The sequence below is a fragment of the Pseudomonas sp. IT-P44 genome, from assembly GCF_949768225.1.
Taxonomy (GTDB): domain Bacteria; phylum Pseudomonadota; class Gammaproteobacteria; order Pseudomonadales; family Pseudomonadaceae; genus Aquipseudomonas; species Aquipseudomonas migulae.
On the sequence record NZ_CATKQM010000025.1, the window covers coordinates 59,247 to 71,710 of the forward strand.

The 12,464-nt window shown below is 61.5% G+C and carries 12 protein-coding genes; 8 read left to right on the top strand and 4 right to left on the bottom strand.

The window, feature by feature from the left end:
- Positions 1–136: 136 nt before the first annotated feature.
- From ccoG to hemN, 6 genes are all read left to right on the top strand, one after another.
- A complete protein-coding gene (ccoG, locus tag ACM6IO_RS15505; RefSeq protein WP_008028537.1) occupies positions 137–1,552 on the top strand; it encodes a cytochrome c oxidase accessory protein CcoG in 1,416 nt (471 codons plus the stop codon).
- An 11-nt stretch (positions 1,553–1,563) separates the two neighbouring features.
- The gene (locus ACM6IO_RS15510) at positions 1,564–2,103 is read left to right on the top strand and encodes a FixH family protein (protein ID WP_008028539.1); all 540 of its coding nucleotides are present in this window, start codon (positions 1,564–1,566) and stop codon (positions 2,101–2,103) included.
- Between the two features lie 135 nt (positions 2,104–2,238).
- Positions 2,239–4,689, top strand: coding sequence for a heavy metal translocating P-type ATPase (locus tag ACM6IO_RS15515; protein ID WP_414911796.1), 2,451 nt, complete (start codon positions 2,239–2,241; stop codon positions 4,687–4,689).
- Between the two features lie 24 nt (positions 4,690–4,713).
- Positions 4,714–4,932, top strand: coding sequence for a cbb3-type cytochrome oxidase assembly protein CcoS (gene ccoS, locus ACM6IO_RS15520; protein ID WP_008028543.1), 219 nt, complete (start codon positions 4,714–4,716; stop codon positions 4,930–4,932).
- The gene (locus ACM6IO_RS15525) at positions 4,925–5,608 is read left to right on the top strand and encodes a sulfite exporter TauE/SafE family protein (protein WP_008028545.1); all 684 of its coding nucleotides are present in this window, start codon (positions 4,925–4,927) and stop codon (positions 5,606–5,608) included. The genes ccoS and ACM6IO_RS15525 overlap by 8 nt, the downstream gene beginning before the upstream one ends.
- Before the next feature lie 208 nt (positions 5,609–5,816).
- On the top strand, positions 5,817–7,199 hold the full coding sequence (gene hemN / locus ACM6IO_RS15530; RefSeq protein WP_414911798.1) for an oxygen-independent coproporphyrinogen III oxidase: 1,383 nt from the start codon (positions 5,817–5,819) through the stop codon (positions 7,197–7,199).
- On the opposite strand, the gene ACM6IO_RS15535 is transcribed toward hemN, so the two are convergent.
- Positions 7,196–7,675, bottom strand: a complete 480-nt coding sequence (locus ACM6IO_RS15535; RefSeq protein ID WP_223434372.1) for a hypothetical protein — start codon at positions 7,673–7,675, stop codon at positions 7,196–7,198. The two genes, hemN and ACM6IO_RS15535, sit on opposite strands and share 4 nt — an antisense overlap.
- Before the next feature lie 154 nt (positions 7,676–7,829).
- On the opposite strand from ACM6IO_RS15535, the gene fnr reads away from it, so the two are divergent.
- Together fnr and ACM6IO_RS15545 are read left to right on the top strand one after the other, a co-directional pair.
- On the top strand, positions 7,830–8,564 hold the full coding sequence (fnr, locus tag ACM6IO_RS15540; RefSeq protein ID WP_008028550.1) for a fumarate/nitrate reduction transcriptional regulator Fnr: 735 nt from the start codon (positions 7,830–7,832) through the stop codon (positions 8,562–8,564).
- Positions 8,565–8,643: 79 nt separating this feature from the next.
- Complete coding sequence (locus tag ACM6IO_RS15545) at positions 8,644–9,192, top strand: adenine phosphoribosyltransferase (RefSeq protein ID WP_414911797.1); 549 nt, start codon at positions 8,644–8,646, stop codon at positions 9,190–9,192.
- Between the two features lie 111 nt (positions 9,193–9,303).
- On the opposite strand, the gene ACM6IO_RS15550 is transcribed toward ACM6IO_RS15545, so the two are convergent.
- The 3 genes from ACM6IO_RS15550 to ACM6IO_RS15560 all read right to left on the bottom strand — a co-directional run bounded on the left by ACM6IO_RS15550 (position 9,304) and on the right by ACM6IO_RS15560 (position 12,337).
- Entirely contained in the window at positions 9,304–10,452 is a 1,149-nt protein-coding gene (locus tag ACM6IO_RS15550; RefSeq protein WP_192226259.1) for an acyl-CoA dehydrogenase family protein, read from the bottom strand.
- Positions 10,453–10,634: 182 nt separating this feature from the next.
- Positions 10,635–11,237 (bottom strand): recombination mediator RecR, encoded by a 603-nt coding sequence (gene recR, locus ACM6IO_RS15555; RefSeq protein WP_008028557.1) that lies wholly within the window; start codon positions 11,235–11,237, stop codon positions 10,635–10,637.
- Between the two features lie 65 nt (positions 11,238–11,302).
- Entirely contained in the window at positions 11,303–12,337 is a 1,035-nt protein-coding gene (locus ACM6IO_RS15560; protein ID WP_008028559.1) for an NADP-dependent oxidoreductase, read from the bottom strand.
- Positions 12,338–12,464: the final 127 nt, after the last annotated feature.

The following is a 12,464-nucleotide window of genomic DNA, read 5'->3' on the forward strand; positions in this document are numbered from 1 at the left end:
TTCCACCAACGTGACCAAAGGTCGCACCCTTGATCTAGAGCTACAGGCGTATCATTGCGCCACTGCAACACCCCTTTTTGACCGCGGTCGGCATGTACTGACCGAGGCATTTTTCCACTGCCGTGGGATGCAACTGATGAGCAACCAGATTCCGGTACACGACGTTACCCCGCCTGCCAAGAACGCGAACAACAGCGTCGACCTCTACGCCTCTCGAGAAAAGATCTACACCCGAGCCTTCACTGGCCTGTTCCGTAACCTGCGGATGATGGGCGGCGCGTTTTTGTTTCTGTTGTATTTCGGCACGGTCTGGCTGAACTGGGCCGGTCATCAAGCTGTCTGGTGGAACCTGCCGGAGCGTAAGTTCTTTATTTTTGGCGCAACGTTCTGGCCGCAGGATTTCATCCTGCTCTCGGGCATTCTGATTGTCAGTGCGTTCGGCCTGTTCTTCATTACCGTGTACGCCGGTCGTGTCTGGTGCGGTTATACCTGCCCGCAGAGCGTCTGGACGTGGATTTTCATGTGGTGCGAGAAGGTCACCGAAGGCGACCGCAACCAGCGCATCAAGCTCGACAAGGCGCCGATGAGCGCCAACAAGTTCCTGCGTAAATTCAGCAAGCACTCGATGTGGCTGCTGATCGGCTTCGCAACCGGCATGACCTTCGTCGGTTACTTCTCGCCGATCCGCGAACTAACCATAGAATTCTTCACTGGCGAAGCGGATGGCTGGTCGTATTTCTGGGTCGGGTTCTTCACCCTCGCCACTTACGGCAACGCCGGCTGGTTGCGCGAGCAGGTGTGCATCTACATGTGTCCGTATGCACGCTTCCAGAGCGTGATGTTCGACAAGGACACGCTGATCGTTTCCTACGATCCACGTCGCGGTGAAAGCCGCGGCCCGCGCAAGAAAGGCATCGACTACAAGGCTCAGGGCCTGGGCGATTGCATCGACTGCACCATGTGCGTCCAGGTCTGCCCGACCGGCATCGACATCCGCGACGGCCTGCAAATCGAATGCATCGGTTGCGCTGCGTGCATCGATGCCTGCGACAGCATCATGGACAAGATGGATTACCCGCGCGGCCTGATCAGCTACACCACCGAGCACAACCTGTCCGGGCAAAAAACCCATAAACTGCGCCCGCGCCTGATCGGCTACGCCGCTGTATTGCTGGCGATGATGGCGTTGCTGGCGACCGCGTTCTTCATGCGTTCGCTGGTCGGTTTCGACGTCAGCAAAGACCGCGTGCTGTACCGCGAGAACGCCGAAGGCCGGATTGAAAACGTCTACAGCCTGAAGATCATGAACAAGGATCAGCGCGACCACACCTACGTGCTGGAAGCCGCCGGCCTGCCGGATCTCAAGCTGCAAGGCAAACGCGAGATCAAGGTCGCCGCCGGCGAAATTTTCAGCCAGCCGGTGGAACTGTCCATCGCGCCGGAAAAACTGCCATCGAGCACCAACGAGGTGAAATTCATCCTCAAGGATGCCGATGACGAGAGCATCCACGTTGAAGCCAAGAGCCGGTTCATCGGCCCACAAATTCGTTAAGAGAAGTGATCATGCCCGCAGCAAACGCCGCAAGTCCCTGGTACAAGCATCTTTGGCCGTGGATCATCATTGCCATCCTCGCCTGTTCGGTGACTTTGACCTTGTCCATGGTGACCATCGCGGTGAACAACCCGGACAACCTGGTCAACGACAACTACTACGAGGCCGGCAAAGGCATCAACCGCTCCCTCGACCGTGAACTGCTGGCGCAAACCCTGCTCCTGCGCGCCAGCGTGCACCTGGATGACGTGACCGGCGAAGTCGACCTGCGCCTGAGTGGCAACAGCCAACCGAAAACCCTCGAACTGAACCTGATCTCGCCGACCCAGCCGGAGAAGGATCGCAAGATCACCCTCGCCCAAAGCGAAACCGAACAGGGCCGCTACATCGGCCAGTTGAGCGACAAGGTGGAAGGTCGTCGTTTTGTCGAATTGCTGGGTACTCAGGACGACCACATCTGGCGTATGTTCGAAGAAGAGCTGGTCAGCCATGACAAGGATCTGCTGCTGGGTGACGAACCGCTGCAGGGCGCCGAAGACCTGAAAAAGTAAAGTCGCGCTTCGCGCTTCGCGCATTCGCGAGCAAGCCCGCTCCCACATTTGAAACGCATTCCAATGTGGGAGCGGGCTTGCTCGCGAAGAGGCCATATCCGACGATAGAGATTCAGCGGTACTAGTGATTACCCCATGACCACCCCAACCCCCTGCTACCACTGCGCCCTGCCCGTCCCGGCCGGCAGCCGCTTCACCGCGGCCGTCCTCGGTGAAACCCGCGAGTTCTGCTGCCCGGGTTGTCAGGCGGTGGCCGAAGCGATTGTCGCCGGCGGGCTGGAAAGCTATTACCAGCACCGCAGCGAAGCCTCGGCCAACCCCGAAGCGTTGCCGGTGCAGTTGGTGGATGAACTGGCGCTGTACGATCGCGCCGACGTGCAAAAACCCTTCGTGCGCCACGAAGGCGAACTCGCCGAGACCACGCTGCTGATGGAAGGCATCAGTTGCGCGGCCTGTGGCTGGCTGATCGAGAAACACCTGCGCGGCTTGCCGGCGGTGGCCGAAGCGCGCCTCAACCTGTCCAACCATCGCCTGCACGTACGCTGGGCCGATGCGCAATTGCCGCTGAGCCAGGTGCTCAGCGAGTTACGCCACATCGGTTACGCCGCCCATCCCTATCAAGCCGACCGCGCCAGCGAACAACTGGCCAGCGAAAACCGCCTGGCCCTGCGCCAACTCGGGGTTGCCGGACTGCTGTGGTTCCAGGCGATGATGGCGACCATGGCCACCTGGCCGGAATTCAACATCGACCTCAGCCCCGAGCTGCACACCATCCTGCGCTGGGTCGCGCTGTTCCTCACCACGCCGATCGTGTTCTACAGCTGTGCGCCGTTCTTCAAAGGGGCGATGCGCGATTTGCGTACCCGCCACCTGACCATGGACGTTTCGGTGTCGCTGGCGATTGGCAGTGCCTACATCGCCGGGATCTGGACCTCGATCACCGGGGTCGGCGAATTGTATTTCGATGCCGTCGGCATGTTTGCGCTGTTCCTGCTGGCCGGGCGTTATCTGGAACGTCGCGCCCGCGAACGCACCGCCGCCGCGACCGCACAGCTGGTCAACCTGCTGCCCGCCTCGTGTTTGCGCCTGAGCGCCGACGGCCAGAGCGAGCGGATCCTGCTCAGCGAACTGCGCGTCGGCGATCAGGTTCTGGTGCATCCCGGCGCGATCCTGCCGGCCGACGGCAAGATCCTCGACGGTCAGTCGAGCATCGACGAATCCCTGCTGACTGGCGAATACCTGCCACAGCCACGCACGCTCGGTGATGCCGTCACCGCCGGCACCCTGAACGTCGAGGGTGCGTTGACCGTGGAAGTCCTCGCCCTCGGCCAGGACACCCGACTGTCTGCCATCGTCCGCCTGCTCGACCGCGCCCAGGCCGAGAAGCCACGACTGGCGGAGATCGCCGACCGCGCCGCGCAATGGTTCCTGCTGCTGACGCTGATCGCCTCCGCTTGCATTGGCCTGCTGTGGTGGGAGCTGGACTCATCGCGCGCCTTCTGGATTGTCCTGGCGATGCTCGTCGCGACCTGCCCCTGCGCCCTGTCCCTCGCCACACCGACCGCCCTCACCGCCGCCACCGGCACGCTGCACAAGCTCGGTCTTCTGCTGACCCGCGGCCATGTGCTGGAGGGCCTGAACCAGATCGACACGGTGATTTTCGACAAGACCGGCACCCTCACCGAAGGGCGCCTGGCGCTGCGCTCGATCCGCCCGCTCGGCGCGCTCGACAGCGATCAATGCCTGGGCCTCGCCGCCGCCCTCGAAAACCGTTCCGAACACCCCATCGCCCGTGCGTTTGGTCGCGCGCCACTGGCCGCTGAAGAAGTCCACAGCACGCCGGGGCTGGGCCTGGAAGGCGTGGTCGGTGAGCAGCGTTTGCGCATCGGCCAACCGGGTTTTGTCTGCGAACTCAGTGGCGCTGCCATCCCGCTGATGCCGAATGAAGCCGGCCAATGGCTGCTGCTCGGCGACAATGCCGGACCGCTGGCATGGTTCGTCCTCGACGACCGTTTGCGCGCCGATGCACCCGCGTTGCTGGAAGCCTGCCGGGCGCGCGGCTGGCGCACGTTGCTGCTGTCGGGTGACAGCTCGCCGATGGTCGCCAGCGTCGCCGCCGAGCTGGGCATCGACGAGGCCCGTGGCGGTTTGCGTCCGGACGACAAATTGCAGGTCCTGCAACAGTTGCACAAGGAAGGTCGCAAGGTGTTGATGCTCGGTGACGGCGTGAATGACGTGCCGGTACTGGCCGCCGCCGACATCAGCGTCGCCATGGGGTCGGCCACCGATCTGGCGAAAACCAGTGCGGATGCGGTGTTGTTGTCCAACCGCCTGGACGCGTTGGTGCAAGCCTTCAGCCTCGCTCGGCGCACCCGTCGGGTCATCATCGAGAACCTGTTGTGGGCCGGGCTGTACAATGGCCTCATGTTGCCGTTCGCCGCCCTCGGCTGGATTACGCCAGTGTGGGCGGCGGTCGGCATGTCCATCAGTTCGTTGACCGTGGTGCTGAACGCCCTGCGCCTGACTCGCCTGCCGAGCACGCCGGCCGCCAGCGCCACGCCAGAAACCCGCCCGCTGCCGGCTTGAGCCGCGCGGGCATGGAGCCTCACCATGCCAGCTCTCTACGTGATGATCCCGGCCGCACTGCTGATCGTCGCCATCGCGGTCTACATCTTCTTCTGGGCGGTCGACAGCGGTCAGTACGACGACCTCGACGGCCCGGCCCACAGCATCCTGTTCGACGACCAGGACCCGAACCACACCGCGGCGGTCGACGAGGCCAGCGGCCATCCGGCCAAACCGGACGACAAGGCGCCCCCGCATGTTTGAGCTGGCGCCACTGCTGGTGTCGGCGGTCATCCTGGGCCTGCTCGGCGGCGGGCATTGCCTGGGCATGTGCGGCGGTTTGATGGGCGCGTTGACCCTGGCGATTCCCAAGGAACAGCGCAGCCGCCGGTTTCGATTGCTGCTGGCCTACAACCTCGGGCGGATTCTCAGTTACGCAGCGGCCGGCCTGCTGATTGGCCTGGCGGGTTGGGCCGTGGCGAACAGCCCGGCGGCGATGTTCATGCGTATCCTCGCCGGATTGCTGCTGATCGCCATGGGGCTTTATCTCGCCGGCTGGTGGAGCGGCCTGACCCGCATCGAAAGCCTCGGTCGCGGTCTGTGGCGGCATATCCAGCCCGTCGCGAACAAGCTGTTGCCAGTGTCGAGCCTGCCGCGAGCCTTGTTACTCGGCGCGCTCTGGGGCTGGCTGCCGTGCGGGCTGGTTTACAGCACGTTGCTGTGGTCGGCGAGCCAGGGCAATGCGCTGGACAGTGCATTGCTGATGCTCGCGTTCGGGCTGGGCACCTGGCCGGTGCTGCTCGCCACGGGGCTGGCGGCCGAGCGGGTCACGGCGCTGTTGCGCAAACGGTATGTACGGATGACGGGTGGCTTGCTGGTGATGCTGTTTGGCATCTGGACCTTGCCGGGGCCGCATCAGCATTGGCTTATGGGGCATTGATCGGCGGCGCGGCCTTCGCGGGCAAGTCGAATCGTCGCACCGCTCGCTCCTACAGGGGAATGTAATTCAATGTAGGAGCGAGGCTTGCCCGCGAAGAGGCCCGCACCCACAACACAAATCCTGACCGTTGATGCAAATCAAGATGCCCCAACGCCGCACCCCATAGACTTGCCGACACTGCCAGCCTATCCGGGGGAATGCCCGCATGATGCTCGACGCCATTCGTTGGGATACTGATCTGATCCGCCGTTATGACCTGGCGGGACCGCGTTACACCTCCTACCCGACCGCCGTGCAGTTCGATGGTCATGTCGGCACCTTCGACCTGTTCCATGCGCTGCGCGAAAGCCGCAAGGCCCTGCGGCCTTTGTCGCTGTATGTGCACGTGCCGTTCTGCGCGAACATTTGCTACTACTGCGCCTGCAACAAAGTCATCACCAAGGATCGCGGCCGCGCCCTGCCCTACTTGCAGCGCCTGGAGCAGGAAATCCAGCTGATCGCCTGCCATCTCGACCCGGCGCAGAAGGTCGAGCAATTGCACTTCGGTGGCGGCACACCGACCTTTCTCAGCCATGACGAACTGCGTCAGCTGATGGCCCAATTGCGTAAAAGCTTCAATTTGCTGGAGGACGATTCCGGCGACTACGGCATCGAGATCGACCCGCGCGAAGCCGATTGGTCGACCATGGGCCTGCTGCGCGAACTGGGTTTCAACCGGGTCAGCATCGGCCTGCAAGACCTCGACCCGGCCGTGCAACGGGCGGTGAATCGCCTGCAAAGCCTGGAGGAAACCCGGGCGGTGATCGACGCCGCACGGACGCTGCAATTTCGCTCGATCAACATCGACCTGATCTACGGTTTGCCAAGGCAGACACCGGAGAACTTCGCCCGCACGGTCGACGAAGTGATCAACCTGCAACCGGACCGCCTGTCGGTGTTCAACTACGCGCACTTGCCGGAACGCTTCATGCCGCAACGGCGAATCAACAGCGACGAATTGCCGACACCGGCACAGAAGCTGGAAATGCTCCAGCGCACCATCGAACAACTGACCGCCGCCGGCTACCGTTACATCGGTATGGATCACTTCGCCCTGCCCGACGATGAGCTGGCAATTGCTCAGGAAGAATCAACCCTGCAACGCAACTTCCAGGGCTACACCACTCACGGCCATTGCGACCTGATCGGCCTCGGCGTCTCGGCCATCAGCCAGATTGGCGACTTGTACTGCCAGAACAGCAGCGACCTGAATCATTACCAGAACGCCTTGGCCTCAGCACAACTGGCCACCAATCGCGGCCTGCTGTGCAATGCCGATGACCGCCTGCGGCGAGCGGTGATTCAACAATTGATTTGCAGTTTCAACCTGGAGTTCGCTGATATCGAGAAGGCTTTCAACATCGATTTTCGCGGTTACTTCGGCGAATTGTGGCCGCAACTGCAACGCATGGCCGAAGACGGACTGATCGAACTGAACAATGAGCGGATCACCGTATTGCCGGCCGGACGATTGCTGGTGCGTTCGGTGTGCATGGTGTTCGACGCGTATCTGGAGCAACAGAATCGCCAGCGGTTTTCGCGGGTCATCTAACGTTCCAACAGCAGGGAAGTCGTCTTCAGCACTTGCTCAGGGGTCAGGCTCGCCTGCGAGATGGCTTTGGACAGCACCATATTGGCCGTGATCAGCCCGCCATTGAGGGTGGTGATGGTCGCTTGCAGCGCGCCGAGCTTGGCCCTTCGTTCTTCTGCTGAAAGTCGCTTGTCTGCCATTACCGCTTGCATGCTCGCGACTTTCTCGGCGATCTGCTTCTGTATTCGGCGAATCATTTTCAGGATCTGTTGAATGTTTTCCGGCAACCCGCTTTCTTCAATGTCCTTGTTGTCATCGTGGGAACTGGCAGCCTTGGTCAAACCGGCGCCAGACAACGAGACTTTGATGCCTTCAGCCACGGGCGAAGTGGCCGGGCCAATGGCGATTGCCGAGTCTTCGCCGGCCAGGCCGTTTGCGGGCTCATGCAGTGTTTGCACACCACTGTTGCCGGGGTTGAGCACGCCGATGGTGGCCATGAAACGAGTACCTGCGCATAGGTTGATGCCAGTTTATCGGCCACCGACAGCGGCGCTTTACCATGGCGTGACAAATCGGCACAGCGCTGGCCTGAACGTCTTCCGGTGAGGTACCCTTACGTCTTATGTGTGCTTTCCCACAAGGATTTAAGAAATGTCCGAGCCAGTAAAACTGCGCGCTCATAACCAGGCCCATTGCAAGGACTGCAGCCTGGCTCCCCTCTGCTTGCCACTTTCTCTGAATCTGGAAGACATGGATGCGCTGGACGAAATCGTTAAACGTGGCCGCCCACTGAAGAAGGGCGAGTTCCTGTTCCGTCAGGGCGACGTTTTCGACTCCGTTTATGCAGTACGTTCTGGCGCCCTGAAAACCTTCAGTCTCAGCGATGGCGGTGAAGAACAACTCACCGGTTTCCATCTGCCGAGCGAGCTGGTTGGCCTGTCGGGCATGGACACCGAAAAGCATCCGGTCTCGGCGCAAGCACTGGAAACCACCTCGGTCTGCGAAATTCCGTTCGAACGCCTCGACGAACTGGCGCTGCAACTGCCACAACTGCGCCGTCAGTTGATGCGCGTGATGAGCCGTGAAATCCGCGACGATCAACAGATGATGTTGCTGCTGTCGAAAAAAACCGCTGACGAGCGCATCGCCACCTTCCTGGTCAACCTGTCGGCGCGCTTCCGCGCTCGCGGCTTCTCGGCCAATCAGTTTCGCCTGAGCATGTCGCGCAATGAAATCGGCAACTACCTGGGCCTGGCGGTGGAAACTGTGTCGCGGGTGTTCACGCGCTTCCAGCAGAACGAGCTGATCGCCGCCGAAGGCAAGGAAATCCACATCCTCGACCCGATCCAGCTCTGCGCCCTCGCCGGCGGTTCGATCGAAGGCTGATTACGACCACGGCGGCTGAGCGAAACGGTTCAGCCGCCGTTATACTGCGACGTTTGCAGCCTGCCAGGACACCTAGACAATGGTCTTCGACTCCTTCGACATCAAATCCCTGATCCGCCCGGTGATCGACTTCCCGAAACCGGGCGTCATTTTTCGCGACATCACCCCACTGTTCCAGTCGCCTACCGCCCTGCGCCTGGTGATGGACAGCTTTGTCCACCGTTATGTCGAGGCCGATTTCACCCACATCGGCGCCATGGATGCCCGTGGTTTCCTGATCGGTTCGGTGCTGGCCTATCAGTTGAACAAGCCGCTGGTGCTGTTCCGCAAGCAAGGCAAACTGCCGGCGGATGTGCTGGCCGAAGGTTATGCGACCGAGTACGGCGAAGCCTTCCTTGAAGTCCACGCCGACAGCTTGTGTGAAGGCGACTCGGTGGTGATGTTCGATGATTTGATCGCCACCGGCGGCACGCTGATTGCGGCGGCGAACCTGATTCGACGCATGGGCGCGCGGGTGCATGAAGCGGCGGCGATTATTGATCTGCCGGAGCTGGGTGGGTCGCAACGCCTGGAAGACATGGGGATTCCGACGTTTTGCCTGACGCAGTTTGCCCTGAGCGATAAATAAGCGGCGTCTACAAAGGCCTCTTCGCGGGCAAGCCTCGCTCCTACAGGATAATGCGACCCCTTGTAGGAGCGAGGCTTGCCCGCGAAGGCGTCAGCAGCAACACCACAACACTCAAAGCCCCATCTGCTTACTGATGATCTCGTTCATCACTTCCCGTGTCCCGCCACCAATCGACAAGATGCGATTGTCCCGGTACAGCCGCTCCACCAGGCTTTCACGCATATAACCCAAGCCCCCCAGAATCTGCACCGCATCCGTGGTAATCCGATCCGCCGTGTCCGTCGCGAAATTCTTCGCCATGGAAATCTCCTTGATCACACTCTGCCCCGCCGCCATTTTCGCCGCCTGGCGGTAAGTGAACTCCCGTGACACTTCCAGCGCCGTAGCCATTTCGGCGAGGCGATGCTTGAGCACCTGAAACTTGCCGATGGGCTTGCCGAACGCTTCGCGCTGACGGGCCCATTTCAAGCTTTCCTCCAGCGCCAGTTGCGCGGTCATGTTGGCCATCAGCGCCAACGCCAGGCGTTCACTCTGGAAGTTACCCATGATGCAAGCGAAGCCCATGTTCTCCGCGCCGATCAGATGGCCTACAGGTACGCGGCAATCATCGAAGAACAATTCGGCGGTGTCCGACGCCCACCAGCCCATTTTCTTCAACTGACGGCCTACGGTGAACCCTGGCGTGCCCTTCTCGATCAGCAACAGGCTGATGCCACCAAAACCGGGCGCACCGGTGCGCACTGCAACGGTGTAGTAATCCGCACGCACGCCACTGGTGATAAAGGTTTTGCTGCCGCTGACCCGGTAGACGTCGCCGTCACGCACGGCGCGGGTTTGCAGGTTGGCCACGTCGGAGCCACCGCTGGGCTCGGTGACGGCCAGGGCACTGATCTTCTCGCCAGCCAGCACGGCCGGCACGACACGATCGCGAACGTCCGGCCTGGCCCATTTGAGAATGGGCGGCAGACCGATGTCCAGCGAACCCAACCCGGCGACCAGACCGCCAGAGCCGCAGCGCATCAACTCTTCGCTGGCGGCGATTTTGGCGAACAGATCACCTTCATGGCTGCCGCCCAGGGTTTCGGGGTAACCGATGCCCAGGATCCCCGCTGCACCGGCCTTGAGGTAGAGTTCGCGGGGAAAGCTTTCGGCTTCTTCCCACTGGTCGATGTCCGGAAGAATCTCGCGCTCGACGAAACGTCTGACGCTGTCGCGGACCAATTGGTGGCTGGGGTCGAAGTATTCCTGGAAGGCAGGCATCGGCGAACTCCATGGAAGGGTTCAGCGACGTTAACCGAGCGCTTGCTTGGTTTTCAACAGGATTGTGTGAATCAGATGGACCGAGTCGCTCCCTTCGCGGGCAAGCCTCGCTCCTACAGGTTTTGCATAGCCCTTGTAGGAGCGAGGCTTGCCCGCGAAGGCGTCAACCCAAACACCGAAAACTACAAAGCGATCGGCTTACGCCCCGCAAACGAATGCGCCAACGTCCCGCCATCCACCAGTTCCAGCTCGCCACCCAACGGCACGCCGTGGGCAATGCGCGAGGCGATCAGGCCTTTGTTGCTGAGCAACTGGGCGATGTAGTGCGCCGTGGCTTCACCCTCGACCGTCGGGTTGGTCGCCAGGATGACTTCGGTAAAAGTGCCCGCTTCTTCGATCCGCGCCATCAATTGCGGAATCCCGATGGCTTCCGGCCCCAGCCCGTCGAGCGGCGACAGGTGGCCCTTGAGCACAAAGTAACGACCGCGGAAACCGGTCTGCTCCACCGCGTAGACGTCCATCGGCCCTTCCACCACGCACAGCAAGGTGTCGTCGCGGCGGTTATCGGCGCATTGCGGGCACAGGTCGTCTTCGGTCAGCGTGCGGCACAACCGGCAATGCCCCACCCCTTCCATCGCCTGGCTGAGTGCCAGGGCCAGTCGCGAGCCACCGCTGCGATCACGCTCGAGCAGCTGCAACGCCATGCGTTGGGCAGTTTTCTGACCCACACCTGGCAAAATTCGCAGGGCATCGATCAGTTGGCGAATCAAAGGGCTGAAGCTCATGGGGAAACGTCCGACAAAACAACGAGACGCGGTTTATACCCGCGCCTCTCTTTAGCGTCAAATACTCAGTCCTGCGCGACGCGCACCACCAGTTTGCCGAAGTTGCGTCCCTCCAGCAGGCCGATGAACGCCTCGGGTGCATTCTCAAGACCCTCGACCACATCTTCGCGGAATTTCACCTTGCCGTCGCGCACCCACGGCGCCATGGCGCTGACGAATTCCGGCTGGCGATCACCGTAGTCGTCGAACACGATGAAGCCCTGAATCCGCACACGCTTGGTCAGCAAGGTGCGCTGCAATTGCGGCAGGCGATCCGGACCGGTCGGCGCCTCGCTGGCGTTGTAGGAAGCGATCAGGCCGCACAGTGGAATCCGCGCCTTGGGGTTGAGCAACGGCACCACCGCGTCGAATACCTTGCCGCCGACGTTCTCGTAATAAATGTCGATGCCCTGGGGACACGCCTGAGCCAGCTCATCGGCGAAGTCGGGACTCTTGTGGTCGATGCAGGCATCGAAACCCAACTCATCCACCACATAGCGGCACTTGTCCGCGCCACCGGCCACGCCGACCACACGCAGGCCTTTGATCTTCGCCACTTGCCCGACCACTGAACCCACCGCACCTGACGCCGCCGCGACCACAAGGGTTTCTCCAGAGGCTGGCTGGCCGATGTCCATCAAGCCCATGTAGGCGGTCATGCCCGGCATGCCGAGCACACCCAGCGCCATCGACGGGCTCGGCAGCCCGGACGGCACCGGAATGATATTGCGACCGTCGCTGATGCTGTGGCTCTGCCACCCGGTAGCGCCGACGACCAGGTCACCTTGCTGAAATTTCGGATTCAGCGAGCGCTCGACACGGCTGACGGCGCCACCGGTCATCACTTCGTCGATTGCCACTGGCGCCGCGTAGGACGGTGCGTCACTCATGCGGCCGCGCATGTAGGGGTCCAGCGACAGGTACAGGGTTTTGAGCAATATCTGGCCATCCGCCAGGTCCGGCAGCGCTTCCCGTTCCAGGCGAAAATTCTCCGGCGTCGGTGCGCCCACCGGGCGGGACGCCAGGACGATACGTTGGTTGAGGGTCAATGCTTGTGGCATGTGAGCGTCTCCTTTGATCGATGAATTTGGCGGTATAGGGAAGCAGACCTTTGTGGCGGTCGGGTGTTCGATGTTTCTACCTTGAGACCGAGTCGACCTCTTCGCGGGCAAGCCTCGCTCCTACAGG

Coding starts and splice junctions, on each gene's coding strand:
- ccoG (WP_008028537.1), top strand. CDS start 137: ATGAGCAACCAGATTCCGGTACACGACGTTACCCCGCCTGCCAAGAAC.
- ACM6IO_RS15510 (WP_008028539.1), top strand. CDS start 1,564: ATGCCCGCAGCAAACGCCGCAAGTCCCTGGTACAAGCATCTTTGGCCG.
- ACM6IO_RS15515 (WP_414911796.1), top strand. CDS start 2,239: ATGACCACCCCAACCCCCTGCTACCACTGCGCCCTGCCCGTCCCGGCC.
- ccoS (WP_008028543.1), top strand. CDS start 4,714: ATGCCAGCTCTCTACGTGATGATCCCGGCCGCACTGCTGATCGTCGCC.
- ACM6IO_RS15525 (WP_008028545.1), top strand. CDS start 4,925: ATGTTTGAGCTGGCGCCACTGCTGGTGTCGGCGGTCATCCTGGGCCTG.
- hemN (WP_414911798.1), top strand. CDS start 5,817: ATGCTCGACGCCATTCGTTGGGATACTGATCTGATCCGCCGTTATGAC.
- ACM6IO_RS15535 (WP_223434372.1), bottom strand. CDS start 7,675: ATGGCCACCATCGGCGTGCTCAACCCCGGCAACAGTGGTGTGCAAACA.
- fnr (WP_008028550.1), top strand. CDS start 7,830: ATGTCCGAGCCAGTAAAACTGCGCGCTCATAACCAGGCCCATTGCAAG.
- ACM6IO_RS15545 (WP_414911797.1), top strand. CDS start 8,644: ATGGTCTTCGACTCCTTCGACATCAAATCCCTGATCCGCCCGGTGATC.
- ACM6IO_RS15550 (WP_192226259.1), bottom strand. CDS start 10,452: ATGCCTGCCTTCCAGGAATACTTCGACCCCAGCCACCAATTGGTCCGC.
- recR (WP_008028557.1), bottom strand. CDS start 11,237: ATGAGCTTCAGCCCTTTGATTCGCCAACTGATCGATGCCCTGCGAATT.
- ACM6IO_RS15560 (WP_008028559.1), bottom strand. CDS start 12,337: ATGCCACAAGCATTGACCCTCAACCAACGTATCGTCCTGGCGTCCCGC.